The sequence below is a fragment of the Shimazuella sp. NTD250 genome, assembly GCF_059510375.1.
The window spans coordinates 520,100-543,080 of sequence record NZ_JCAJZS010000001.1 but is presented as its reverse complement, the minus strand read 5'-3'; the positions used below and the strand labels follow the sequence as shown (position 1 = coordinate 543,080).

Annotated in this window: 31 protein-coding genes and 1 pseudogene; 22 read left to right on the top strand and 10 right to left on the bottom strand. The window is 39.2% G+C overall.

The window, feature by feature from the left end:
• Window positions 1-47: 47 nt before the first annotated feature.
• The gene (locus AC5WOF_RS02920; protein WP_496048451.1) at window positions 48-617 is read left to right on the top strand and encodes a biotin transporter BioY; all 570 of its coding nucleotides are present in this window, start codon (window positions 48-50) and stop codon (window positions 615-617) included.
• 338 nt (window positions 618-955) lie between these two features.
• On the opposite strand, the gene AC5WOF_RS02915 is transcribed toward AC5WOF_RS02920, so the two are convergent.
• The 3 genes from AC5WOF_RS02915 to AC5WOF_RS02905 form a co-directional block, all read right to left on the bottom strand.
• Window positions 956-1,939, bottom strand: a complete 984-nt coding sequence (locus AC5WOF_RS02915) for an aldo/keto reductase (protein WP_496048450.1) — start codon at window positions 1,937-1,939, stop codon at window positions 956-958.
• A gap of 75 nt (window positions 1,940-2,014) precedes the next feature.
• The gene (locus AC5WOF_RS02910; protein ID WP_496048449.1) at window positions 2,015-2,866 is read right to left on the bottom strand and encodes an aldo/keto reductase; all 852 of its coding nucleotides are present in this window, start codon (window positions 2,864-2,866) and stop codon (window positions 2,015-2,017) included.
• A 57-nt stretch (window positions 2,867-2,923) separates the two neighbouring features.
• Window positions 2,924-3,361, bottom strand: a complete 438-nt coding sequence (locus tag AC5WOF_RS02905) for a MerR family transcriptional regulator (RefSeq protein ID WP_496048448.1) — start codon at window positions 3,359-3,361, stop codon at window positions 2,924-2,926.
• An 83-nt stretch (window positions 3,362-3,444) separates the two neighbouring features.
• On the opposite strand from AC5WOF_RS02905, the pseudogene AC5WOF_RS02900 reads away from it, so the two are divergent.
• Window positions 3,445-3,647, top strand: a pseudogene (locus tag AC5WOF_RS02900) (recombinase family protein); the annotation flags it as partial.
• A 77-nt stretch (window positions 3,648-3,724) separates the two neighbouring features.
• Here the strand turns inward: AC5WOF_RS02900 and AC5WOF_RS02895 are convergent.
• Window positions 3,725-4,120, bottom strand: a complete 396-nt coding sequence (locus tag AC5WOF_RS02895; protein WP_496048447.1) for a cupin domain-containing protein — start codon at window positions 4,118-4,120, stop codon at window positions 3,725-3,727.
• 22 nt (window positions 4,121-4,142) lie between these two features.
• On the bottom strand, window positions 4,143-4,460 hold the full coding sequence (locus AC5WOF_RS02890; protein ID WP_496048446.1) for a carboxymuconolactone decarboxylase family protein: 318 nt from the start codon (window positions 4,458-4,460) through the stop codon (window positions 4,143-4,145).
• 180 nt (window positions 4,461-4,640) lie between these two features.
• Between AC5WOF_RS02890 and AC5WOF_RS02885 the strand changes: the two genes are divergently transcribed.
• Together AC5WOF_RS02885 and AC5WOF_RS02880 are read left to right on the top strand one after the other, a co-directional pair.
• Window positions 4,641-5,045: a MerR family transcriptional regulator gene (locus tag AC5WOF_RS02885; RefSeq protein WP_496048445.1), complete on the top strand. Its 405-nt coding sequence runs from the start codon at window positions 4,641-4,643 to the stop codon at window positions 5,043-5,045.
• A gap of 41 nt (window positions 5,046-5,086) precedes the next feature.
• Window positions 5,087-6,292 (top strand): MFS transporter, encoded by a 1,206-nt coding sequence (locus AC5WOF_RS02880; protein ID WP_496048818.1) that lies wholly within the window; start codon window positions 5,087-5,089, stop codon window positions 6,290-6,292.
• A 239-nt stretch (window positions 6,293-6,531) separates the two neighbouring features.
• On the opposite strand, the gene AC5WOF_RS02875 is transcribed toward AC5WOF_RS02880, so the two are convergent.
• The gene (locus AC5WOF_RS02875) at window positions 6,532-6,654 is read right to left on the bottom strand and encodes a hypothetical protein (RefSeq protein ID WP_496048444.1); all 123 of its coding nucleotides are present in this window, start codon (window positions 6,652-6,654) and stop codon (window positions 6,532-6,534) included.
• Window positions 6,655-6,858: 204 nt separating this feature from the next.
• Here AC5WOF_RS02875 and AC5WOF_RS02870 point away from each other — a divergent pair, with 204 nt between their 5' ends.
• The 4 genes from AC5WOF_RS02870 (at window position 6,859) to AC5WOF_RS02855 (ending at window position 8,568) form a co-directional block, all read left to right on the top strand.
• A complete protein-coding gene (locus AC5WOF_RS02870) occupies window positions 6,859-7,020 on the top strand; it encodes an NAD(P)H-binding protein (RefSeq protein WP_496048443.1) in 162 nt (53 codons plus the stop codon).
• 66 nt (window positions 7,021-7,086) lie between these two features.
• On the top strand, window positions 7,087-8,121 hold the full coding sequence (locus tag AC5WOF_RS02865) for a zinc-binding dehydrogenase (RefSeq protein WP_496048442.1): 1,035 nt from the start codon (window positions 7,087-7,089) through the stop codon (window positions 8,119-8,121).
• A 25-nt stretch (window positions 8,122-8,146) separates the two neighbouring features.
• Window positions 8,147-8,314: a cupin domain-containing protein gene (locus AC5WOF_RS02860; protein ID WP_496048441.1), complete on the top strand. Its 168-nt coding sequence runs from the start codon at window positions 8,147-8,149 to the stop codon at window positions 8,312-8,314.
• A gap of 89 nt (window positions 8,315-8,403) precedes the next feature.
• On the top strand, window positions 8,404-8,568 hold the full coding sequence (locus AC5WOF_RS02855; RefSeq protein WP_496048817.1) for a Tn3 family transposase: 165 nt from the start codon (window positions 8,404-8,406) through the stop codon (window positions 8,566-8,568).
• Between the two features lie 134 nt (window positions 8,569-8,702).
• Here AC5WOF_RS02855 and leuD read toward each other — a convergent pair whose 3' ends face one another.
• Together leuD and leuC are read right to left on the bottom strand one after the other, a co-directional pair.
• Window positions 8,703-9,299, bottom strand: coding sequence for a 3-isopropylmalate dehydratase small subunit (gene leuD, locus AC5WOF_RS02850; protein WP_496048440.1), 597 nt, complete (start codon window positions 9,297-9,299; stop codon window positions 8,703-8,705).
• Window positions 9,283-10,725: a 3-isopropylmalate dehydratase large subunit gene (leuC, locus tag AC5WOF_RS02845; protein ID WP_496048439.1), complete on the bottom strand. Its 1,443-nt coding sequence runs from the start codon at window positions 10,723-10,725 to the stop codon at window positions 9,283-9,285. The genes leuD and leuC overlap by 17 nt, the downstream gene beginning before the upstream one ends.
• Before the next feature lie 148 nt (window positions 10,726-10,873).
• Between leuC and AC5WOF_RS02840 the strand changes: the two genes are divergently transcribed.
• From AC5WOF_RS02840 to AC5WOF_RS02830, 3 genes are all read left to right on the top strand, one after another.
• On the top strand, window positions 10,874-11,275 hold the full coding sequence (locus tag AC5WOF_RS02840; protein WP_496048438.1) for a GtrA family protein: 402 nt from the start codon (window positions 10,874-10,876) through the stop codon (window positions 11,273-11,275).
• A gap of 87 nt (window positions 11,276-11,362) precedes the next feature.
• The gene (locus AC5WOF_RS02835) at window positions 11,363-11,545 is read left to right on the top strand and encodes a hypothetical protein (protein WP_496048437.1); all 183 of its coding nucleotides are present in this window, start codon (window positions 11,363-11,365) and stop codon (window positions 11,543-11,545) included.
• A 135-nt stretch (window positions 11,546-11,680) separates the two neighbouring features.
• On the top strand, window positions 11,681-11,839 hold the full coding sequence (locus AC5WOF_RS02830; RefSeq protein WP_496048436.1) for a hypothetical protein: 159 nt from the start codon (window positions 11,681-11,683) through the stop codon (window positions 11,837-11,839).
• 5 nt (window positions 11,840-11,844) lie between these two features.
• Here AC5WOF_RS02830 and AC5WOF_RS02825 read toward each other — a convergent pair whose 3' ends face one another.
• Complete coding sequence (locus AC5WOF_RS02825) at window positions 11,845-12,723, bottom strand: helix-turn-helix transcriptional regulator (protein ID WP_496048435.1); 879 nt, start codon at window positions 12,721-12,723, stop codon at window positions 11,845-11,847.
• 132 nt (window positions 12,724-12,855) lie between these two features.
• On the opposite strand from AC5WOF_RS02825, the gene AC5WOF_RS02820 reads away from it, so the two are divergent.
• Complete coding sequence (locus AC5WOF_RS02820) at window positions 12,856-13,836, top strand: quinone oxidoreductase family protein (protein WP_496048434.1); 981 nt, start codon at window positions 12,856-12,858, stop codon at window positions 13,834-13,836.
• A 70-nt stretch (window positions 13,837-13,906) separates the two neighbouring features.
• Here the strand turns inward: AC5WOF_RS02820 and AC5WOF_RS02815 are convergent, their stop codons facing one another.
• Window positions 13,907-14,875 carry a glycosyltransferase family 2 protein gene (locus AC5WOF_RS02815; RefSeq protein WP_496048433.1) on the bottom strand — a complete coding sequence of 323 codons (969 nt, stop codon included), beginning with the start codon at window positions 14,873-14,875 and terminating at the stop codon, window positions 13,907-13,909.
• Window positions 14,876-15,142: 267 nt separating this feature from the next.
• Here AC5WOF_RS02815 and AC5WOF_RS02810 point away from each other — a divergent pair, with 267 nt between their 5' ends.
• The 10 genes from AC5WOF_RS02810 (at window position 15,143) to AC5WOF_RS02765 (ending at window position 22,835) form a co-directional block, all read left to right on the top strand.
• Window positions 15,143-15,715: a beta-class carbonic anhydrase gene (locus tag AC5WOF_RS02810; protein ID WP_496048432.1), complete on the top strand. Its 573-nt coding sequence runs from the start codon at window positions 15,143-15,145 to the stop codon at window positions 15,713-15,715.
• Between the two features lie 358 nt (window positions 15,716-16,073).
• Window positions 16,074-16,835, top strand: coding sequence for a dimethylarginine dimethylaminohydrolase family protein (locus AC5WOF_RS02805; RefSeq protein ID WP_496048431.1), 762 nt, complete (start codon window positions 16,074-16,076; stop codon window positions 16,833-16,835).
• A gap of 45 nt (window positions 16,836-16,880) precedes the next feature.
• A complete protein-coding gene (locus AC5WOF_RS02800; protein WP_496048430.1) occupies window positions 16,881-17,735 on the top strand; it encodes a dimethylarginine dimethylaminohydrolase family protein in 855 nt (284 codons plus the stop codon).
• A gap of 39 nt (window positions 17,736-17,774) precedes the next feature.
• Complete coding sequence (locus AC5WOF_RS02795) at window positions 17,775-19,166, top strand: amino acid permease (RefSeq protein WP_496048429.1); 1,392 nt, start codon at window positions 17,775-17,777, stop codon at window positions 19,164-19,166.
• Window positions 19,167-19,328: 162 nt separating this feature from the next.
• A complete protein-coding gene (locus AC5WOF_RS02790; RefSeq protein ID WP_496048428.1) occupies window positions 19,329-19,853 on the top strand; it encodes a hypothetical protein in 525 nt (174 codons plus the stop codon).
• A 26-nt stretch (window positions 19,854-19,879) separates the two neighbouring features.
• The gene (locus AC5WOF_RS02785; RefSeq protein WP_496048427.1) at window positions 19,880-20,245 is read left to right on the top strand and encodes a hypothetical protein; all 366 of its coding nucleotides are present in this window, start codon (window positions 19,880-19,882) and stop codon (window positions 20,243-20,245) included.
• 257 nt (window positions 20,246-20,502) lie between these two features.
• Window positions 20,503-20,736: a hypothetical protein gene (locus AC5WOF_RS02780; protein ID WP_496048426.1), complete on the top strand. Its 234-nt coding sequence runs from the start codon at window positions 20,503-20,505 to the stop codon at window positions 20,734-20,736.
• Window positions 20,733-21,131 carry a type II toxin-antitoxin system VapC family toxin gene (locus tag AC5WOF_RS02775; protein ID WP_496048425.1) on the top strand — a complete coding sequence of 133 codons (399 nt, stop codon included), beginning with the start codon at window positions 20,733-20,735 and terminating at the stop codon, window positions 21,129-21,131. Before AC5WOF_RS02780 ends, AC5WOF_RS02775 begins: the two co-directional genes overlap by 4 nt.
• Window positions 21,132-21,642: 511 nt before the next feature.
• Complete coding sequence (locus AC5WOF_RS02770; RefSeq protein ID WP_496048424.1) at window positions 21,643-22,305, top strand: FMN-dependent NADH-azoreductase; 663 nt, start codon at window positions 21,643-21,645, stop codon at window positions 22,303-22,305.
• 188 nt (window positions 22,306-22,493) lie between these two features.
• Window positions 22,494-22,835, top strand: a complete 342-nt coding sequence (locus tag AC5WOF_RS02765; RefSeq protein ID WP_496048423.1) for a hypothetical protein — start codon at window positions 22,494-22,496, stop codon at window positions 22,833-22,835.
• Window positions 22,836-22,981: the final 146 nt, after the last annotated feature.

The following is a 22,981-nucleotide window of genomic DNA, read 5'->3' as shown; positions in this document are numbered from 1 at the left end:
CTAGAAATTATCATAATATTAACCATAAACAGAAAGGAATTATGCCTATGTCATTGTCTTTTATCCGAAAGTTTCTTTTCTCTCTTGTATTTACTTTGCTTTTGATCATCTCTGGATTTATTGCGATTCCGGTTGGCGGGACTGCTTATTTCACCTTTCAAAGCATAGTTGTAATGCTGGCTGGAGGGCTTTTAGGCGCCAGATGGGGAGCGTTTAGTGTGCTGCTTTGGATTTTATTAGCTGTTAGTGGATTGCCAATACTAAGTGGAGCAGTAGGGGGTTCAGAGTTATTCCAAAGTCCTGCTGGGGGATATCTTTTAGGTTACTTGGTAGCTGCTTTTATTATCGGTGGCATGGTGCGGATAACATATAATCGTGTGTCATGGCTATCGCTATTTTTTATTTACGCAATCGGCGGGATTGGGGTTATCAACATGGTAAGTATTTGTTGGTTTTGGTTTGTCATGCATGTGTCAATTGATCTGAAAACATTTTTGCAATCTTTTGTTTCCTTTTTACCATATGATCTGATAAAGGTAGTTTTGGCTACTGTTCTTACGGTAGTGATTTATAATTCATTTCCAACATTGTCCCCTAAGGGGGGGCGACCGAGATAAGTCCAAAGGCGGCACGATAGATAGAGAAAAATGTAGACATTAGTGATGATACAGGTTTATAGCTCATGTTCAGAAAGATAATAAATTTTATTTAAAAAACAACCTAGTCATTATCATAAAACACTAGGTTGCTTTTGATATAAATGAGTACAATAACTCAGGTCTGTTGATTTACCAAAATTAATATAAAGATCTCTCACTAGAGCGTTCACGAGCCAACTTAAACAGAGCCAGTATCCATTCAGAAGAAAGCTGTCCAAGACAGAGCTTCCGCATGAATTCAAGGGTAGAGAACTTCCTTTTCGTTAATGTTTATAAAGAATTAGTTTCATCGTCAATCACAAACCAACCCTTTTAGCCATTTCAGGCGTATATCGATTCCCAACGATTTGAATTTGGTTCGCAGCTTCAGTGATTTGATTTACTGTTTCAGCTGATAATTGAACATCTGTAGCTCCGATATTCTCTTTTAACCGATGGAGTTTTGTTGTTCCTGGAATTGGAATAATCCAATCTTTCTTAGCCAATATCCATACTAAAGCAATTTGAGCAGGTGTACTGTTATTCTCTTTTGCAACATTTTTAAGTAAATTCACTAAAGCTTGGTTTTTCTCAATAGCTTCAGCTTGGAATCGAGGCAAAGACTTTCTGAAATCATTATGTTCAATTTCCTTTTCCGAGGTGACAGTACCTGTCAAAAATCCTTTTCCAAGAGGACTGAATGGAACTAGAGTGATGCCAAGCTCTTCAAGAAGCGGTAATATTTCATTTTCGGGTTCTCGTGTCCAAAGTGAATACTCGCTTTGAAGTGCTGCGAGCGGCTCAACTTCATGCGCGCGTCTGATAGTATCTGCTCCGGCTTCTGATAATCCCCATTCCTTAACTTTTCCTTCCTTTTTTAAATCTTGGATTACGCCTGCAACTTCTTCGATTGAGACATTTGGATCTACTCGATGCAGATAATATAAATCAATACAATCGGTTCTCAGTCTTTTCAGCGAGCCTTCAATCGACGAGCGAATCAACTCTGGTCTGGAATCAACCACTTGCTTGCTGTTTTCCATGTGAATGCCGAATTTTGTGGCAATGGTTATATTATCTTGATAAGGAGATAAAGCTTTTCCGACTAATTCTTCATTTTCATATGGCCCATAGATTTCAGCGGTATCAAATAAAGTAACACCTAAGTCTACTGCCTTATGCAATAAATGAATCATTTCTTTTTTATCCGGTTTATCTCCGTATGAAAAACTCATTCCCATACATCCTAAGCCGATTTCGGAAACCGAAATTCCGCTGTTTCCCAGCTTTCTTTGTTTCATTTTCACCATGTCCTTTGCTTGTTATAACTTAACTATCCCTTTGTACTTTACTCCAAGGCAAGTGAAAGTAAGTAATTAAACATCCATTTTGCGACCTGCCATCCAGCGAATCATTTCTGGATCAGCATGAGAGAAAAATTGGCTTTCTCCTTCGTTTAATGTTGCGATTTCTTTCTTGTCTTCTTCAGTTAATTCAAAATCAAATACATCAATGTTTTCTACCATTCGCTCTGATTTTACAGATTTTGCCAATACGATAATATCTTGTTCAACTAACCAGCGAGTGATTACTTGTGCAACTGATTTGCCGTATTTTTCACCGATTTTAACTAAAATAGGATTATTAAATATGTCGTTTTTCCCTTCAGCAAATGGTGCCCATGCTTCCGGCATAATGCCTTCTGCTTTTAACGCTTCAATATTTTTCACTTGCTGCTGGAATGGGTTGATCTCAATTTGGTTGACTTGTGGAGTTACTTTGTTAAATTCAGCTAAGTCAACAGCTCTGTCTACCGCAAAATTTGAAATGCCAATCGCACGAATTTTTCCTTTCTCCTGAAGTTCTTCCATTGCACGCCATGCACCATAAACATCACTATATGGTTGGTGAATCAATAATAAATCAACATATTTTAAACCTAAACGTTTCAATGAACGCTCGAATGAAGACTTAACGCCATCATAGCTGACATTTTCCACCCAAATTTTTGTGGTGATAAATAGCTCTTCACGAGGAACACCTGAACCAGCAATTCCACGGCCGACGGCTTCTTCATTCACATAGCTTTGCGCGGTGTCGATATGACGGTATCCAGCTTTGATAGCTGCTTTTACCGAAGCTTCGGCTTGTTCAGTGTCAGTGATTTGATACGTCCCAAATCCTAAAATTGGTACTTCTACGCCATTGTTTAATGTAACAGTATGCATTCAAAGTTCCTCCAATTAGCTATTTTTGATTACGTTGTTAACTATAAACTTTGGAGTTTACTCCATAGCAAGAGAATCACTTTTTCTTTCCCATAGTTTTTCAACGTTTTCGGAATTTATTTCACCAGTCTTAAATTTAGCGATATGTTCATCATAAGTTTCAATTTTATAGACGAGTAAATCTCGTACTTGATTCATTTTAGCTAATTTTTCATCCAACTCTTTCAATTGATTTTGCAATACCTGTTTTTGGGCTTTTTCAACTTTTTGCGTTTCTCGCAATTGTGCTAAAGTCGCAAACTCGATTAAAGACTCAACTGATAGACCTGCATTGCGCAAATTTTTAACTAAGTAAATCCAATTCAAATCACTTGTAGTATAGTCGCGATAGCCGCTCTCATTACGATGAACAGGCGGAATAACGCCAACTCTTTCATAGTATCGTAAAGTATCAACTGTTAAATCAAACATTTCCGCAGCTTGTTTAATATTCATAAATGTTCACCTCATATTCTGTTTGTATTCTGTTTCAATTATAAACCTTGGAGTAAACACCAAGGAAAGGCTATAGGCTATTTTTGGCCAACCCCCAAAAAGACTTTAAACGACCAGAATATCAGTTGATGAAGCGCATGTTTAGGGATGGGGATGTTTATACATTCAATCCTTGGATAGATTAGGTCGAAATAACCAAATGATATTAGACGAATGGAGGGGACTGATAAAGGTTAAACAAATTGTTATTGTTGTATTAGATATGGCTCTCCTGAATACCATGAAATAGAGGGATTTGAACTTTAAACGATTATTATATGTAAAACAAAACGCATCGAATCTATAGACCCGGTGCGTTTTGTTTTACAATTTCTTATACCTTTCATCATCTACAGGTTCTAACCAATCTGTTTCCCCTGGTGTAATGGCTAAATGCACAAGCCAACTATCTTTTGTAGCACCATGCCAATGTTTCACATTCGGTGGAATATTCACCACATCTCCAGTTTTGAGTAATTGAGCGGCTTTTCCTTTTTCTTGATACCAACCTTCCCCGCCAGTAACTAACAAAACTTGTCCAACTTTATGAGAGTGCCAGTTATTACGGGCTCCTGGAGCAAAGGTTACATTCCCGATTGGTGCATTCAATGGCGCATGATCGGTAAATATCATGTGTAAGTACGCATCCCCAATAAAGTTTGTTTCCACTTTCTGTCCCAATGGAAAGATGGTGCTATTGTTTAATTCTTCCTTTGCCATTTTTCATTCCTTCTTTCTTCTATTAGTTATAGATTTCTTTTGCGATGTTAAATGCAGACCAAGCTTTGGGCCATCCTGCATAAAATGAAAGATGTGTAATGATTTCCACCATCTCATCTTTTGTTATTCCATTTGCCTTCGCTTTCTGAAGATGTGGAATTAATTGTTCGAAATTACCTCCAGTAATTAATGCCGAGACAGTAATCATGCTACGATCACGAGGCGATAGTTCTTCCACTCTTGACCAAATTTCACCGAATAAAACATCATCGTTTAGTTCAGCAAATTTTGGTGCAAACTCTCCCAATAAGTCTCTTCCTGCCGTTTGTTTTTCTGCCATTACTATGATTCCCTCCATCCTTCTTTGTACATTACAGAATGCAGTATAGATCTTAAAGTACACTTTAACGCAAGTAACAATTCCTCAAAAAAGCTCAACAGCTTAAGAAATTTTTTTCTTGACTTAAAGTTAACTTTAAGTGATAGGTTTGATTCGTGAAAGATAGCGAGGTGAAGAACGATGAATATTGCACAGGTGGCAACACTGTTTGATCTAACAGCGGCAACGCTTCGATATTATGAACGTGTTGGCTTGATTCCACCAGTAAATCGAAGAGAAAGTGGCATCCGAGATTACGATGAGGATGATATCAAATGGATTGAGTTTATCAAATGTATGCGGGATGCTGGATTGACGATAGAGTCTTTAATGGAATATACAACTTTATTTCTTGAAGGAGATAGCACCATAAAAGCTCGTAAAAATATTCTTGTGGATGAAAGACAGCGACTGTTAGAGAAACGAGAAGAGATAGATGAAACCATAAAGAAATTAGATAGAAAAATCGAAGACTATCATGAGAAATTACTTGTAAGTGAGGCTGAATTAAAAATAAAACCTCCTGCAGAAAATAATCAAGAATAAGTACCCTCAGTGATGAAAGGAGTTGAATTATTTTGATTCAGATGGACAGGTTAAAAACATATGCCTTGCTGTCTGTTGCGTTGTTAATTTCTTCTGGTCCAGTGATTGCTGCAAACATTCCAGCAATCGCAAAAGATTTTCCGACAATAAGTCCAACACATGTAGGGCTATTAACAACTATTCCTTCCCTATTTGTGATTCTTGCTGTGTTAATTGGGAATTGGCTAGAAATGTGGATGGGAAAGAAAAAAATCATTCTGATTGGTCTAGGACTTGTTTTCCTATCAGGCATATTTCCCGCACTAAAGCATGATATTTTTTCCTTATTGTTTGTATCCCGTTGCATTTTTGGTTTCGGAATTGGATTGTTTAATCGCATAATCATTCAAATGATCAGTGATTTGTACCCAAACGAACCAAGTAAACAAGCAAGAATCATAGGAATGGAAAGCTCTTTTGAAGGACTAGGCGGTATCTTATTAACGCTTTTAGTGGGACAGTTGTTAAAAGTTAATTGGTATACCTCATTTCTTGTGTATGCGATAGCACTCCCGATTTTTTTCGCATTCTTTTTCTTTGTTCCAAATGAAAAGAAGCAATTGGAACAAAGAAAAGAAGAACAACAAATTCGGATACCAAACGGTTCTCACAATAGAAGTTCTTATGGTGGGATTATTGGTTTTGGGATTTTGTTATTTGTGATCGTAAGTCTTTTTATCAATTACAATATCCAAATTACTCCTTTGATTTTAGAAAAAAATATAGGTAATGCTACGAATGGTAGCAATATGATTGCTTTTATTGGATTAGGAGCATTTGTCGCAGGGTTTTCATTTGGAAAAATCTTTTCCGTGCTGAGGGATTACATTATGCCTTTTTCCCTGCTTTTGATGGGAATTTTTACGTATGTTGTAACAGTTTCGGAAAGTATCTTTCTCACCACATTTTGTTCGATGATCATTGGATTTTCTTTTCGATGTATGATGCCATATCTACTTCACATCTTTACTCGACAAACGGCTGCGATTGCAAAATTGGGGACAACGATGGTGTTGGTTGCTTATAACATAGGTGCTACCTTTTCTCCTTATGAGGGAACAGTATTTTCACAGTTACTACATGTGAATCGAGTTCAATCCCTGATTTTCGCAAATTCCATTTTGATATTAGTGATTGCTATTATTGGTTTTGGCGTTGTCTTGGTAAAAGAGAAAATGAGCAAGACTCAAAGAATTTATGCCAAATAATAAATTATTGACTTCGAGTTAACTTTAAGTTGTAAGGTGTATAAGAACTATTATGAAAAAGGAAAAATCATGTCAAATATTAAAGGAAAAGCAGTTATTGTTATGGGGCTTCTAGTGGAATTGGAGAAGCAACTACCAAGAAACTAGCAGAAGAAGGTGCAAAATTACAACCCTCTTAAGCGCGAGAAACATCTCACTGTCAGGAAGAGACCGATGTCCTAGTCATACTGCTGACTGTCTTAGATCAGCAATTCTAATTGGCTGAGCAAAGATAAGAGGAAACGACTTTTTCCACGAGCTGTTGCACGATCCACCGGAAATGGTCTTTGTTTCACAAGCTGAAAAAGTTCATCTGATTTCATTTTCCAGCGGTAGTTTTAGCAGTCTTGAAGAACCTTCTCCCTCCAAATGGTTCCTCGACTTGGAAAATGATTCTGGGGTTGGAAAAGCCCATAGAAACTGAATAGTAGATGGTTGGTTTAACCGACAAAAGCATTCCAAAGCCCCTGGATAGTAGCATTTTGAGGGATTGGTCTTAATTTAGCGATGATTGGAAATCTCGAGGAGTGATTGAATCTCCCCGATCTTCGCGTCGGGCAGTAAATTCTGACCTTGATTATACGCTACTACGTTTAACTTGGCTTTATAACCAGGAAAGTAACGAAGCATACGCACTGACTGTAAAAGGAGAACCATTTATTGGGGCACAGGTTACACGTCAGGCCTAGCTTTAGAGTTTACTTTAAGTTTTATAATCAATAAGGAATATTTTAATGAAAAGGTGGAAAATTAGTATGAAAGCAAATATTATGTACGCTGCTGGTGATGTTCGCGTAGAAGAGTTACCGATTCCAGCATTGCAAGAAGAGACAGATGCCGTTTTGAAGGTAGTGGTTGCCTGTATTTGTGGAAGTGATTTGCATCCTTATCGCAGCATGCATGCCCATGAGCATGGCGAAGGGGAAGCAATGGGGCATGAAGTGATTGGAAGAATCGAAGAAATGGGTTCAGAAGTTTCTGGATTCAAGAAAGGTGATTTGGTTGTCGTTCCTTTTGCTGTTGGAGATAATACATGTCCATTTTGCCAAGAAGGATTAATGACTTCTTGTGAGCATGGAGCCTTTATGACTGGCTGCCAGGCGGAATTTGTTCGAGTGCCTCAAGCACAAGGAAGTATGTTTAAGTTACCTGACGAAATTGATGAGAACTCTCCATTAATGCCATCACTGTTAACATTATCTGACGTATATGGAACTGGCTATCATGCGGCTGTGATGGGAGGAGTGAACGAGAATACGACTGTAGCGGTTATTGGTGATGGTGCTGTTGGACTTCTTGCTGTACTGTCAGCGAAGAAATTAGGTGCCAAGAAAATCATTCTCATGGGTCGCCATAAGGAACGGACAGATCTTGGTATAGAATTTGGTGCCACAGATATAATTCCGGAACGCGGAGACGAAGGTATAGCGAAAGTCAAAGAATTGACTAATGGTGAAGGAACACATGTTGTCCTTGAATGTGTCGGGCTGATGCCTGCTTACAAGATGAGCATTGGAGTTGTCCGAGCTGGCGGAGTTATTAGTCGTGTTGGTGTTCCACAGTATGATGATGCTCCTGTTGGGTTTGCAAGTCTTTTTGGACGTAATATTAAGCTTACGGGGGGTCCTGCGCCAACGCGTGCATACATGGATGAATTATTACCGGATATTCTTGATGGAACCCTTGAACCAGGTCGTGTTTTTGACGTAACCGTTGATTTGGACGGAGTTCCTGAGGGATATCGCCTTATGAATAATCGTGAAGCACTTAAAGTATTAATTAGACCTTAATGAATAGTTTAATGGGGAATTTAATATGACAAAAAAGGAAGAAGGAAAAACTATTCAATTCTTAAAAGCAGGCGATGTGATTGTCACCTATGATGGTCTCAAACACTGGCATGATGCTACAAAAGATAGTTGGTTTGAACACATTGCCGTCACTGTCGGGGACTCTGGTATGGTTGGAGCCAATAACGGATGAAGAAAAATTATAATTGGACTTAACTACTAAAGTGTTGATTTGAGAAAAAAAGTTATAGAAGTGGGCTGTTAATAAAATATTCTAGGTAAATTGAGCTTAGAAAAGAAGGGTATCCAGTAAACCCAGAGGACCTAAGTGCAATTAGTCCTTATTTGACGGAACATATTAAACGATTTGGTGATTATGTCATTGATTTGGAAAAACAACCCCAACCTTTCGATGGGAAATTAAAATTAGAGTTGGAAAGTGCTTGATAGAAAAGGTCTCTGTTCCCTTTTTTCAATTTTTCCTATCTATCGTGCCGCTTTTGGACTTATCTCGGACGACCCCCCTAAAGGTCGAAGTTAACATAAAAAAACGTATGGGTTTTCCCCATACGTTTTTGTGTTCAATAGCTTACTAGTTTTGCTTTTTCATATGCTGTGATCTTATCTTCATGCTGTAAGGTCAATCCGATAAAATCCAACCCATTTACAAGACAGTGCTGGCGATAGGGATCGAGTTCGAAAGAATATTCCAATCCAAAGTCATCTCGAATCACTAAGTTTTCTATATCCACAGTCAATTGATAACCTTCATGCTCGGCTGTTCGTTCAAATAATTCCTGTACTTGTTCTTCAGAAAGCACCAATGGCAGGAGTCCATTTTGGAAACAGTTGTTATAAAAGATATCTGCAAAGGATGGAGCGATGATAACACGAAAGCCAAAGTCGGTTAAAGACCATGGTGCATGTTCACGAGAGGAACCACAGCCAAAGTTTTCTCTGGCTAATAGTATCGAGGTTCCTTTATATGCAGGTTGATTGAGCACGAAGGAGGGATTGGGCTGATCTGCTTCATCAAAACGCCATTCATAAAAGAGAAACTGACCAAAACCGGAACGTTCAATGCGTTTTAAAAATTGTTTAGGGATGATCGCATCTGTGTCGACATGTGCACGGTCAAGGGGTGAGACAAGACCTTGGTGTTTACGAAGGGATTCCATGTTTTGTCTCCTCTCTGTTGAATTTCCAATCGCGAATATCTACAAAGTGTCCTTTAATAGCTGCTGCTGCGGCCATGACAGGGCTGACTAAATGTGTTCTGCCGCCTCTGCCTTGCCGGCCTTCAAAGTTACGATTGGAAGTAGAAGCACATCGTTCACCGGGCTGAATGATATCTGGATTCATGCCAAGACACATGCTGCAACCAGCTTCACGCCATTCAAATCCTGCATCAAGAAATATTTGATGCAAGCCTTCTTCTTCTGCTTGTTCTTTCACTTGCTGTGAACCAGGCACAACCATCGCTTGAACAGTAGCAGCCACTTGGTAGCCAGCGACTACTTCTGCTGCTGCGCGCAAGTCTTCGATACGGGAATTGGTACAGGAACCGATGAAGACCCGGTCGATTGCAATTTTTGCCATCGGTGTACCAGCAGTCAATCCCATGTATTGTAAGGCTAGTTCAGCTGCTTTTTGTTCTGTGTTTGTGGCAAAAGAAGCAGGATCAGGTACCAATTGGGTGATGTCTGCCCCCATGCCTGGGCTTGTTCCCCATGTTACTTGGGGAGCGATTTCGGTGACATCGATTTCGACACGAGTGTCATAAGCCGCTCCTTCATCGGTCACTAATTCTTTCCAAGCGGCAACTGCTTGTTCCCAATCTTCTCCTTTTGGAGCATGTTTCCGTCCTCTTAAGTAAGAGAAAGTAGTCTCATCTGGTGCGATCATGCCTGCACGGGCTCCAGCTTCGATGGACATATTACAAATCGTCATCCGTTCTTCCATCGACATATTTTGGATTGCTTCCCCGGTATACTCCACTACATATCCGGTTGCACCAGCGGTTCCAATCTGGTTGATCAAGTGTAGAACAACATCTTTTGCTGTGACTCCATAAGGCAGTTTGCCTTTGAAATGTATTTCCATTGTCTTTGGCTTAGCTTGAGGCAAACATTGAGTGGCCATCACATGCTCTACTTCACTTGTTCCAATTCCAAAAGCTAATGCGCCAAAAGCTCCATGGGTAGAAGTGTGACTATCTCCACAGACAATGGTTTTACCTGGCAGGGTAAGCCCGAGCTCTGGCCCAATCACATGGACGATCCCTTGATTTCTGCTGTCCAAGTCATATAAAGTTATTTTATGATTTTGACAATTTTCTCTCAGCGTTTCAATCTGTTGACGTGAGATCGGATCAGCGATTGGCAGGGAGCGATCTGTCGTAGGAATATTATGGTCAACTGTCGCTACAGTCAAGTCTGGTCTGCGGATAGAACGCCCGGCTAGACGCAATCCTTCAAATGCTTGTGGGGATGTGACTTCGTGAATCAGATGCAAATCTATGTAGAGGAGAGATGGTTTCCCGCTTTCTTGATAGACAACATGTGAATCCCAAATCTTATCAAACATCGTACGCTTTGATGTCATTCTTTCTCTCTCCCATCTCTATAAATAATTGATAAAAATTATATAATTTCTAAAGAAGGACTTCAAGGTGAAAATGAAAAAAATAACCATCTTTTTATCGTTCTGAGGTATAATACAGCATGATAAATGCTGGTGAGGAGTTACACACATGAATGTTGAAAAGTATTACCCGCTCATGCGTTTTTGCATCGTCGGGGTTATCAATACAGGCACTTACTATGGATTATATCTCTTATTTTTGCATATATTTGGCTGGATTTATCTCATATCGCATATCAGTGCTTTTGTGCTCAGTATGATTGGCTCTTTTTTTATGAATACGTATTTCACTTATAAAACAAAACCCAGTCTCAAGAAATTTTTCCAATTTCCCCTCACCTACGTGGTAAATGTTACCGTGACGACAAGCAGCGTTTATTTATTAGTAGATCAATTAGGAATGGATAAAAATATTGCTCCGTTACTAGCATCGTTGATTGCCATTCCTTTCACGTTTATCGTATCGAAGAAAATCTTGGTCAATAAACCAAAGCCTAGCAGTTCTTCGTAGGGTGTTGCAGTATTCCGATTTGTCTAGATGTTTACAGAAATCTTATGATAAAATAAATGCAACGTCCGTAACGACGAAGGGAAAGTGATGAAGAAGATAGGTAAGAAGGCAGGAGAAGTGGGCGGTGGTGCGCTCGCGGCACTGATTCTCGGCGTGCTCTGGATATGGGGCATGTACGAGAACGCCAAGCCGCAGAGGGAGCAGCGTTCGGCGAAGAGCCACGGCCTGCGTGCCAAGAGCAGCAAACTGCTCAAGTGGCGCCGCCGCTGAACACAACTGCCTGAACTTTCTCTCACCCTCCTGAGGCCATGTCTCAGGGGGGTGCTGCTTTTTCCTAAGGGGATGAAACATAAAGTGAAAATTATGATACCATAAACGTACGTCCGAGAGACGAAGGAGGAAGTTGTGAAGAAGGGTTTCATTGCTGGTTGCGCCTTCGGCTTCTTCGTGGCTTCTGCTGTCATTCGATTGGCAGAGGTGGGCCAGAAGAAGGCGGATGCTGCACAGCAGCGTGATGCTGACCAGCGAGCCAAGGCTTCGCTGCTTCAAGGGAAGCTCTACTAGCAATTTCAAGAACTTCCCCCACCCCCTACGACAACTGTAGGGGGTGCTGCTTTTTTGTTTTGTTCATACTTGTCCAGATTCTCTTCCTCTGCTACAGGTGTATAAACACAGCAGTGTACATTTTCTTCCCCATTGATCTGAAAAAAGGATACAATCCGATATTCCACTATATTTTTCCCATCGTGACTGCGAATTTTCAAATGAACCTCTGATTTTTGTTTGATCGGATGATCTTCCCACCATGCAGCGAACTCTGGTGACTTTTCCAATAATTCTTTTGCAAATGTTTGAAACCAAGGGTCATTTTCATTTTGATCATAATAACTGCGAAAAACACCAACTGTATATTGGGCAAACTCTTCCCAGTTTACAATTTGTTTTCGCACTTGTTCATTCATAAAAACGAGCCATGTCATATTGCGGTATTTTTCATCTTGCCTTGTAAAATCTACTGGAAAGATCAGAGAGTATAAGTCATTCCAAGCGATAACATCGGTTCGAAATCCAACAATGAAAGTTGGATAGGGGATACTATCAACTACTAGTTGTAACTCCTGATTGATCACTCGTTCCAATGGCTGTGACGGCGCAAAAACCGGATATCCCCCAAGTCGAAATATATGGCGTTGTTCTTCTTCATTTAGTTGAAGTGTTTTCGCAATGCTCGCTAATACTTCTTGTGAAACATTGACGTCTCTTCCTTGTTCCAGCCAAGTGTACCAAGTGTTGCTCACCCCAGATAAATAAGCTACTTCTTCCCGGCGAAGCCCTGGAGTTCTGCGTTTTCTGCTGCCAGTGGAAACATGTAATCCTTCTGGCGATACTTTGGCACGCCTTGATTTCAAAAATTCCCCCAGTACTTTGATGTTCTTATTTTCTTGCATCCCGATCGCTCTCCTAAGCTGTTATTGGTACTAATAGTATAACGAAAAACTCGTACAGAATGATACAGCAGCTAAAATGGAATTACAGCACAAGGGACAAAAAGAAAAACATAAACAAAAGGGGATAAGAACATGAAAGCAATTATCATTCCACAATTTGGTGAAGCGTCTGTTTTAACTCAAAAAGAAGTAATAACACCACAACCGGGTCTAGGAGAAGTTACCATTGATGTTGCTTATGCAGGGATCAATTATGCGGAAGTATTATTTCGCAAAGGAGTGGTAGCAGACTTGCCATTGCCGTTTGTACCCGGGATCGAAGTATCTGGTATCATTCGCGAGATAGGAGAAGGAGTTACTGGATTTCAAATCGGTCAAGCTGTTGCTGCATTGACTATTGTAAATGGTGGTGGATATGCGGAAGTGGTAAAAGTAGACGCAGACCTCGTAATTCCACTAGATTTGGAAACAAATGCTGTAGATATGAAAGTCGCAGCAGCTTTTTCGTCCAATGTAACAACAGCGATGATGATCTTATCCGATGTGGCGCATATGAAAAAAGGCGAAACGGTATTGGTGCATGCAGCAGCTGGTGGTGTTGGCAGTGCGATTGGACAAATGGCACGTGCTTTAGGAGCAGGAAGAGTGATCGGAGTGGTAGGAAGTAAACAGAAAGTAACATACGCAAAAAGTTTGGGATACGATGAAGTATACTTGCGTGACGAATATGTTGAAGCGATCAGAGGCAGTGGTATAGATATTGTCATTGACCAAGTGGGAGGAGATGCCAGAGAAACAGGACTATCGCTCCTGTCACCACTTGGCAGACTAGTTGTCATGGGTAATGCGAGTGAAGCAGAGGATGTATCAGTATCTGCAAACGAACTCTGGTTTAGCAGCAAAGCTGTACTTGGCTTTAATCTCCAATTGATGAGTGTGTATCATCCAAAAGTAGTAGCAAATGCAGCAAAGAAAGCATTGCCATATGTGGCAAGTGGACAAGTAAGAGTAGATGTAACGGATGTAGTTGAGTTTGAAGACATAGCAAAAGCGCATAAAAGCATTGAGGATCGTTCATCAACAGGAAAAATGGTACTACAGGTGAAAGAATAAGGAAAGACAGAAGATATTAGATGATAATAAAAAGATCCTATTCTGTACTACTTGAATAGGGTCTTTTTATTTACTTATTATATATGAGCTCTTCCTTTGCTGACTTTTCCCGGACTCGCTGGGTTTGGATTCGTTTTTCCTCAATAATATAGTGAGGTCTTTTCTTGGATTCATAGTAAATTCTACCGATATATTCTCCGATGACACCGATGGAGATGAGTTGAATGCCGCCTAACAGTCCAACGGAAGAAATAATCGTAAAGTATCCAGGGATGACGACGCCATTCATCAAAATCTGAATAAAGGAGTACAAAATATAGAAAATATCAGTGATGGTAACAAATGATCCTAAATAGATAGCCAAACGAAGAGGTTTGTTGTTAAAAGAGATCAATCCATCCATTGCATAGTTTAGGAGTTGTCCAAAGGACCATTTACTTTTCCCATGATCGCGAAGGACATTGTCATATTCAATGACATATTCCTGAAACCCGATCCAAGAAAATAATCCTTTTGAAAATCGGTTGTATTCTTGCAAAGACAAAAGCGCATCTACTGCTCTGCGGCTGAGTAAACGGAAATCCCCCACACCATCCGTCAGCATCACATCGATCATTCCATTCATCAACCGATAGTATAACTTGGCGAACATAGTTCGTGTCCTGCTTTCTCCTTTGCGATTTCGTTTGGTGATAACTTGGTCATATCCATCTCGATATGCTTGTACCATATCAGGGATAAGATTAGGTGGATGTTGGAGATCAGCGTCCATGATTATGACGGCTTCACCAATAGAGAAGTTTAACCCTGCTAACATTGCAGATTCTTTCCCAAAATTACGACTAAAGGATATATAGTGAGCATGTTGATCTTTTTCTGTAATCTCTTTTAATATCTCAGAGGTTCTATCTCTGCTGCCATCATTGATAAAGATAAGTTCATAAGGAATCTGATTTTCTTGCAGAATCGTTGTAAGTTCCTTATGAAACCGATGCATAATCGGTTCTTCATTATAACAAGGGATAACAAACGAAAACATAGTAAAAGCCCTTCCTGTGGTGATATTTTATGAAAATTAAGTAAAATGAGTTCGGTGGATTAAAATGTCGATATCGGTATAGTTATGATTCTAAAATATCGTTTTATACGACGTCAACCAAGGAAAAGTTTTTTTTCTGATAAATTATAGGTACTGGTGGAGATACATAGGAACTCCTCAAGTGACTTGGTAAGAGAGTAACAAAATGGTACACTAAAAGCCAAATGAGATAGAAATCATTATAGAAATGATTTGGAGGACTTAAACTTGAAATTATTAAATCAAATTTTAACGCATAACAAAGAATTCATCGAAAAGAAGGGATACGAGGAATTTAAAACGGATAAGTTTCCTAATAAACGGCTTGTAATTTTATCATGTATGGATACACGTTTAGTAGAATTATTGCCAAAAGCAATGGACGTGGGGAACGGTGATGTAAAAATCATTAAAACTGCCGGCGCTATTGTATCTCATCCATTTGGAAGTACGATGAGAAGTATTCTAGTGGCCATTTATGAGCTCGGTGCAGAAGAAGTTTGTGTTGTCGGGCATCATGACTGTGGAATGGCAAAAATAAAAGCAGAAAGTACGCTGGAAAAAATGAAAGCCCGCGGAGTCAGCCAAGAAAGCTTAGATTTACTTTATTATTCTGGAGTAGACTTCAAAAAGTTTCTACACGGCTTTGACTGCGTAGAAGACAGCGTAAAACACAGTGTGGAAATGATTCATCACCATCCTCTTATGCCAAAAGATGTAGCTGTGCATGGATTGGTTATCGATCCAAAATCAGGAAAACTCGATTTAGTTGTAGATGGCTACGAAGCACAGCTTGTTTAAACGAAAAAAGAACAAAAAGCAATTTGAGACATGATGTACTCAAGTTGCTTTTTTTGTTATTTATGCGACAAAGGGTCGGTTCTCTTGTTACATAAAGGCTGATTATCAACGCATCAAATTCGTACCACATTTCGGATTATTAAAATATTTTTTCTTTTATAGTTCTATGTTAATTGGACTGTAAAGATATATGAAATCTATTTAAATCACTGTACTCCTGAATCATTATAAAAATAAATTTATAATTATATTGACAGTATGCCTTTTTATCTTTTAAATAGGAATATGATCTATTTTAGGAAAGCGTTTTCATAATGTGGAAACTTATAAATTTAAGCTATTTGAAGGAGGCTTTTTGATGTTTACAAGAGCTATTGTGAAGAAAATAAGTAAGAGCTATGTAAATGGACTAACTACATCTGATCTAGGAAAACCAGATTATGAAAAAGCACAAGCACAACATGCGCAGTATGTGGTTGCTTTAAAGGAATGTGGACTTGATGTTACGGTGTTAGAGGCAGATGAAAAATATCCTGACTCAACATTTGTAGAAGATACTGCTGTGCTGACAAGGGAATGTGCCGTTGTCACAAATCCGGGCGCACCTAGTCGGAATGGTGAAATCATCGAGATGGAAGAAGTTTTGAAACAATTTTATAGTGGCGCAGAAAAAATCCAAGCACCTGGTTTTTTAGATGGTGGAGATGTATTACAAGTGGACAAGCATTTTTATGTAGGTCTTTCCGCAAGAACCAATCGAGAAGGAGCAGAACAATTTGCCGCAATCCAGCAAAAATATGGTTATGAAACAACCATTGTTCCGCTTGAGAAGTTTTTCCATCTAAAAACAGGGATCGCATATTTAGGAAACAATGATTTAGTAGTTGCAGGAGAATTCATCGAGCATCCTGATTTTGAGGGGTATAACAAAATCGTTATTGATGCTGAAGAGGAATATTGTGCGAACTGTATCCGCATCAATGACTATGTCATTATCCCAAAAGGTTATGAGACTTCCAAGAAAAAAATCGAAGATGCTGGGTATAAGACAATCGCGCTAGACATGTCGGAAATACAAAAGCAAGATGGCGGATTGAGCTGTTTGTCCTTGAGATTTTAGACTAATCAAAATGGGGATGATCTCGTGAGGTTTGGATGTCAGAGTATGGTTGGAAGTATCGAACGAATCATGGTCAAACACCCGAAGGATGCCTTTATCAGTCAAGAACACTTAGAAGAAAACTGGAGAAAATTTATCTATATACGATGCCCAAACTATGAAGAAGCAGTTCATGAATATGATCAATTTTTATCTATCTTGCAAAAGCACGTGCCTGAAATTCACTTTCTCCCACGAAACGATACAGTCGGTTTGGATTCGATCTACGCACATGATCCCGTGAAAATCACAAATAAAGGTGCCATTTTGCTTAAATCTGGAAAGTATCTTCGCAGACCCGAAGCTGGGGCAATCAAAGATTACTTCAACGATCTTTCTATTCCGATTCTTGGAAAGATTACTGGCGAAGGCAGAGTCGATGGTGGTGATGTAGTCTGGCTGGATGAACGAACTTTGGTCGTTGGAAGAGGATATCGGACGAATGATGAAGGAATCCGCCAACTGCGGGAATTGACCCAAGAGGTTGTGGATGAGTTTATCGTGGTTCACCTTCCACATGGAAATGGCCCTGAAGAATGTTTACACTTGATGTCCTTTATTAGCTTTATCGATCAAGATTTAGCAGTAGTTTACTCCAAATTAATGCCAGTTGTGTTCCGAGAGTTGTTGATCACTCGAGGTGTGAAGTTGCTGGAAGTATCTGATCAGGAGTATGACAACTTAGGATGCAATATTTTGGCCCTATCCCCTCGGAAGTGTATGCTGATTGCTGGTAATCCTCAGATTAAGCAGTTGTTGGAAGCAGAAGGGGTGGAAGTTTTGGAATACAAAGGAAAAGAAATCTCCTATTTGGGTACAGGTGGTCCGACCTGTCTCACTTCACCTATTTTAAGACGATAAAAAGGCATAAAATAACCCACTCGGGGAAGGAGCAGTTCCATGAGACAGGAGAAACACATTCAACTTGAACGATCCATGAAGAGTCGGCACCTCTATATGTTGTCTCTCGGTGGGGTGATTGGGACAGGCCTGTTTTTAAACACGGGTTATATTATTAACCAGTCTGGTTATGGCGGCGCTCTCTTAGCCTTCTTGTTCGGCGGTCTGCTTTTGTATTTGGTAATGACATGTTTAGGTGAACTTGCAGTGAGAATGCCGGAAACAGGAGCCTTTCAAGTGTACGCATCCAAATATATTGGGCCTGCTTCCGGATTTACGGTAGGCTGGGTTTATTGGCTAGGGTCTGCTACTACTGCTGGTGTCGAATTTACGGCTGCCGGTATGCTGATGAAACGATGGTTCCCCCATGTAGATGTATGGATTTGGTGTGCGATCTTTATTGCTTTATTGTTTCTGTTAAATGCATTGACAACAAAAGGGTTTGCGGAATCTGAATATTGGTTTGCAGGGATCAAAGTAGTTGCCGTAATTCTCTTTATTATCATCGGTTGTGGTGCAATTTTTGGATGGATTCATATGGATGGCAGAGCAGCTCCTTTTTTATCCCACTTTACAACGGGAAGTCTATTTCCAGCTGGTATCTCCATTGTGTTTGTTACGATGATGAATGTCGTATTCTCTTACCAAGGATCGGAATTAATCGGGATTGCAGCTGGAGAAAGTGAAAATCCAGAAAAGCATATTCCAAAAGCGATCAGAAATGTATTAGTCCGCATCTTTGTCTTCTATATTGCCTCTGTTGTCATTCTTTCCGCTATCTTCCCAGCGAAAGAATTAGGTGTTCTGGAAAGCCCATTTGTCTCTTTATTTGATATGGTTCGTATTCCTTTTGCCGCTGATATCATGAACTTTGTCATTCTCACCGCACTTTTATCTGTTGGAAACTCTTGTCTCTATGCCTCTACTCGATTGCTGTGGTCTTTGTCGCATTCTGGTATGGCTCCAAAAGTATTTGGAAAACTATCCTCGCGTGGCGTTCCGATGGCTTCTCTTATCTTAACGATGATATTTTCCCTCTTGTCCCTCTTGACCAGTGTGTACGCAGCAGACACCGTATACATCGCTTTGTCATCCATATCTGGAATTGCCGTTACCATTGCTTGGATGAGCATTGCCTTGTCGCAGTATAATTTTCGGAAACAGTTTTTGCGCGAAGGTGGAAAAGTGAGCGATTTGAAGTTTGCCACTCCACTTTATCCGTTTCTCCCGATCTTATGTCTTATACTGTGTGCCGTCTTTTTGATCTTCCCTGTTTTTGATGCTCAGCAGCGAGCGAGTTTATTTTACGGTTTAGGATTTGTGGTTGTATGCTATATCTACTATTACTTCCGATATAGTAGAAAAAAGAAAAGAGTTTCTAACGATAATTGAGAGAGTGCCCCTAGCTTTGTTTCAAAGCTAGGTTTTTTTATTTTTATGTAGAAAAAGAAAATAAGATATAATGGAAATATTCAGTAGTAGATAGGTTGTGAATATATAATGAGTAACCATCCGATGTGAGACATCTTAGTAAAAGCAATGGAATCAAATGAAATGATCTCCATTTATACGGATATTTCTGACCAAGAACATTTTAATGCGGGATTTTTGGAGCAAATAACAGAGGAATATTTTTTGATGAAACATGTGACATCAGAAGGTATAGTGGATGGTCATATTGCGAGGAGATTAGTAGATATTTATCGGGTTGATCAGTACAGTCAATATGAACAGAAACTTGAAACGCTACACAAGATACAAAATCAGCAACACTACGATTTGTTTTCATCTCCAGTAAGAGAAGATGAAAATTTGTTAGCAGAAGTATTAAAAACCGCCGCAAAAACAGAAAGATTGGTATCGATTAAAATTAGTGATGAGAGCAGAGAAAGTACAGACTTTATTATTGGGTTTGTCACATCTGTCACAAATGATATCATCAGGATTGCTAAAGTTTCCAATTATGGTGAAAAAGATGGCACAGTCACTATTTTATTACGAGATATAGAAGCAGTTGATTGTGATAGGTTAGATGAACTTGCTATTAAAATCATGTATCAGCGTGTACATAGTAGATAAGATTGATAAGTAAAGCAGGTGGAGGCTTGCGTAAGTATTTTCGTGTTATCCTAGTGGCTGGATTGTTAATGGGCATTTTGATTTTCATTATGATCGTAATGGATAAAAACGATCATTCTTTTAGTACTCAAAAGTGGAAAAAATTTGAAGATAAGCGTGTTTTTATTGTCGATGATCTACTTCGTCATCATCCGTTGAAAGGTAAAACAAAAGCAGAGGTTATTAGGTTATTAGGTTCGCCAACGGAAGATGCCTACTTTAAAAAAGCGAATAATATGGTGTATTATTTGGGGGATGAACGATCGTACCCATCGATTGACAGCGAGTGGCTTGTGATTACGTTTCAAAAGGGAACGGAAAGAGTGGAGAAAGTGGAAATATTAAGAGATTAATGGTTTTACAATAAAAAAACAGCCCTGCTCCTAGTTGAGGCAGGGCTCAGCGAGATTGTCTAGGATAAATGATTTATCCGACCATAGAATTGTCACTTGCATTTATGTAATTTTATACACCTCTGTAAAATTTGACTTGACTTAAGGGGCATGATATTCTCATCTTATCTAGGACTTATCTTATATCGAGAGTACGGAATTTTCATTATTATATCTTTTAAATTCATTAGTGAATATAAAAAAGGAGGGTATCGGTTATGTCGATTCCTCGAAAAATTGATAAAAAAACTGCAAATGAACTTCGTTCCATCTTATCGAGATTAAATATCCCAAGAAGTAAGGTTACCATTGATTTAGAATATGATACCATTGAAGTTGTTGAAGATTATTCCATCGATGATATTCTGGAATCAGCAGGAGCATTAACACCAGAACGAGCAAAGGAAATGGAAGCAGAAGTCAGGGAAATGCGAGAGGAATGGAATGGTTGAAAATTAGAGGTTATTTATTTGATACAAATATTGCTATTGCGATCTTAGCCAACGAAGAAGCTGTCATCCATTTTATTCAACAGGCACATAAGGATAAAATTCCTCTTTATTTTTCTGTGATTACTGAATGTGAAGTACTCAGTGGTGTGAAATCAGAGTTGGAACTGCATAAAATAAAATTGTTTACTCCACAGCGGTGTATCGAAGTAGATTCAAAAATTGCTCGTAAGGCGGGTCATCTTAGACGAGAACAAAAAACTAAGGGTCGCAAATTAAAAACTCCAGATGCATTAATCATTTCGACAGCTATGGAATATCAACTGGCTTTAGTATCTCGGGATTCAGATATGAATTTTATTCAAGAAGCAGTTCAGATTCCACTCATCAAACTATGATAGGTTTTGCTTGAGAGATTCTCCTATTTGTCGAGTAAACAGGCTATAACCTGTTTTTATTATTTGCCAAAAATAAAAAGACAGCCCTGCTCCTAGTTGAGACAGGGTTTTTAGTATTTTAAATTTTGTCATTAGAGCAATACAAATAATATACATTTTACTTAAACGAAAATTGTCCTCTTGAGCATTTTTTCATAGTCTATCCATTTTACTATTCTGCTAGATCTTTTACCTCAACACTTTCCTTTGAAGGAACATCAATTAAATAAGAGGCAATGTAAAGCGTATTCAACTTCGGTACGGTGTGACATATAAACTCACCTGCTTTGAATTTTAAAATTGTATCTTAGGAGTATTTAGAGTGTTTGTAAAATAAAATAAATCTATTCTGGGAATATTATACATTGGTATGACAAAGTAGATTAAAATCTTTATATTAAGGATTGAATCAATCGGCGATAATGTCGGTCTTTGATTAAATCTGGCATTTATTTAAAAGGAGAAATACAAAATGAACAAAACACTTACTATCAACGCTCATCCAAAAGTAGATGATCCTTCTTCCTTTAGCTTGCAGGTTTTTAACCGCTTTTTGAAAGTATATAAAGAATTAATTCCTGAAAGTGAAGCAATGGAACAGATTAACTTGTACAGTGATGCAGTTCCTATGGTAGATAAAACAGTTTTAAGTGCATGGGAAAAACAAGGAAAAGAGCAGGAGTTAACTAGCCAAGAACAACAAGTAACAGAGCGTATGTCCGAGATATTACAGCAATTTAAAAGTGCCAATACGTATGTCATCGTTTTACCTTTGCATAATTTTAATATTCCATCAAAATTAAAAGATTATATAGACAATATCATGATCGCACGTGAAACATTTAAATACACAGAAAATGGGTCAGTGGGACTGCTGAAAGACGGAAGAAGAATGCTTGTCATACAAGCAAGTGGATCAATCTATACAAATAATGATTGGTATACAGTAATTGAATATTCTCACAAATACCTGAAGTCAATGTTCAATTTCCTTGGGATTGAAGATTATCAAACCATTCGGGTGCAAGGAACTGCATTACTTGAACCGAATGAAATATTACAAAAAGTATATAAAGAAGCGAAAGAAGCTGCTTCAAGATTAGCAGCTAAAGAAAAAATACTTTATGAAAAGTGAGGTAGAAATGACATAGGACAGGTTTGATGCGCAACTGTCCCAGTTACAATGGAATTTCTGTATGGGGGAATTGCTTATATAACCTGTTTTTATTGTGTGATATATTTGAATAAGAACTCATCTAGCACTGCAAAAGTGCATGCTACGCGTAACACATGCGTCAATGAGTCTGGTTATAGGAGGCATCCATGTCGGAGATCATCAAGAGTGAGCTCCAGTACGTGATCAACCGCGACGGCTATGTAGAGATCATCCTCGGGATCGGCTGTGCAACGTTCCTCACTGGCAACATCAAGGACGTCATCCCCCGCGACGACGGTAATCTCACGCGGATCGAGGGTGGCGGCCTCTCTTTGATCATCGACCGGGAGAACAACAGCTTCAAGGCCAACAGGATGACGCAGTACGGCTGCGTGGGTTCGATCACAACCCGACCGTACGACGCGGACGCCTGCGGACCGCAGAAGCTCGACGGAGCCGACTGGTGGACGTTCGACGGCGAGACCGGTAAGATGGTTCCCGCCGCCTGATGCTCATTTCTCCACATGGAGGCCGTGTCCTGCGCTACTCTGCAAAGAATTTGCGCAGGACAACGGGTTCATAAATAACTGATTATTCGAAATATACAGGCTTATATTTTCAATATATTTCAAAAAAATATCGCTTATAATCAATG

Bases quoted from the DNA above. Each gene is read 5' to 3' on its own strand.
- AC5WOF_RS02920 (WP_496048451.1), top strand. From the start codon at position 48: ATGTCATTGTCTTTTATCCGAAAGTTTCTTTTCTCTCTTGTATTTACT.
- AC5WOF_RS02915 (WP_496048450.1), bottom strand. From the start codon at position 1,939: ATGAAACAAAGAAAGCTGGGAAACAGCGGAATTTCGGTTTCCGAAATC.
- AC5WOF_RS02910 (WP_496048449.1), bottom strand. From the start codon at position 2,866: ATGCATACTGTTACATTAAACAATGGCGTAGAAGTACCAATTTTAGGA.
- AC5WOF_RS02905 (WP_496048448.1), bottom strand. From the start codon at position 3,361: ATGAATATTAAACAAGCTGCGGAAATGTTTGATTTAACAGTTGATACT.
- AC5WOF_RS02895 (WP_496048447.1), bottom strand. From the start codon at position 4,120: ATGGCAAAGGAAGAATTAAACAATAGCACCATCTTTCCATTGGGACAG.
- AC5WOF_RS02890 (WP_496048446.1), bottom strand. From the start codon at position 4,460: ATGGCAGAAAAACAAACGGCAGGAAGAGACTTATTGGGAGAGTTTGCA.
- AC5WOF_RS02885 (WP_496048445.1), top strand. From the start codon at position 4,641: ATGAATATTGCACAGGTGGCAACACTGTTTGATCTAACAGCGGCAACG.
- AC5WOF_RS02880 (WP_496048818.1), top strand. From the start codon at position 5,087: ATGGACAGGTTAAAAACATATGCCTTGCTGTCTGTTGCGTTGTTAATT.
- AC5WOF_RS02875 (WP_496048444.1), bottom strand. From the start codon at position 6,654: ATGAAATCAGATGAACTTTTTCAGCTTGTGAAACAAAGACCATTTCCG.
- AC5WOF_RS02865 (WP_496048442.1), top strand. From the start codon at position 7,087: ATGAAAGCAAATATTATGTACGCTGCTGGTGATGTTCGCGTAGAAGAG.
- AC5WOF_RS02860 (WP_496048441.1), top strand. From the start codon at position 8,147: ATGACAAAAAAGGAAGAAGGAAAAACTATTCAATTCTTAAAAGCAGGC.
- leuD (WP_496048440.1), bottom strand. From the start codon at position 9,299: ATGGAATCCCTTCGTAAACACCAAGGTCTTGTCTCACCCCTTGACCGT.
- leuC (WP_496048439.1), bottom strand. From the start codon at position 10,725: ATGACATCAAAGCGTACGATGTTTGATAAGATTTGGGATTCACATGTT.
- AC5WOF_RS02840 (WP_496048438.1), top strand. From the start codon at position 10,874: ATGAATGTTGAAAAGTATTACCCGCTCATGCGTTTTTGCATCGTCGGG.
- AC5WOF_RS02835 (WP_496048437.1), top strand. From the start codon at position 11,363: ATGAAGAAGATAGGTAAGAAGGCAGGAGAAGTGGGCGGTGGTGCGCTC.
- AC5WOF_RS02825 (WP_496048435.1), bottom strand. From the start codon at position 12,723: ATGCAAGAAAATAAGAACATCAAAGTACTGGGGGAATTTTTGAAATCA.
- AC5WOF_RS02820 (WP_496048434.1), top strand. From the start codon at position 12,856: ATGAAAGCAATTATCATTCCACAATTTGGTGAAGCGTCTGTTTTAACT.
- AC5WOF_RS02815 (WP_496048433.1), bottom strand. From the start codon at position 14,875: ATGTTTTCGTTTGTTATCCCTTGTTATAATGAAGAACCGATTATGCAT.
- AC5WOF_RS02805 (WP_496048431.1), top strand. From the start codon at position 16,074: ATGTTTACAAGAGCTATTGTGAAGAAAATAAGTAAGAGCTATGTAAAT.
- AC5WOF_RS02800 (WP_496048430.1), top strand. From the start codon at position 16,881: ATGGTTGGAAGTATCGAACGAATCATGGTCAAACACCCGAAGGATGCC.
- AC5WOF_RS02795 (WP_496048429.1), top strand. From the start codon at position 17,775: ATGAGACAGGAGAAACACATTCAACTTGAACGATCCATGAAGAGTCGG.
- AC5WOF_RS02790 (WP_496048428.1), top strand. From the start codon at position 19,329: ATGATCTCCATTTATACGGATATTTCTGACCAAGAACATTTTAATGCG.
- AC5WOF_RS02780 (WP_496048426.1), top strand. From the start codon at position 20,503: ATGTCGATTCCTCGAAAAATTGATAAAAAAACTGCAAATGAACTTCGT.
- AC5WOF_RS02770 (WP_496048424.1), top strand. From the start codon at position 21,643: ATGAACAAAACACTTACTATCAACGCTCATCCAAAAGTAGATGATCCT.
- AC5WOF_RS02765 (WP_496048423.1), top strand. From the start codon at position 22,494: ATGTCGGAGATCATCAAGAGTGAGCTCCAGTACGTGATCAACCGCGAC.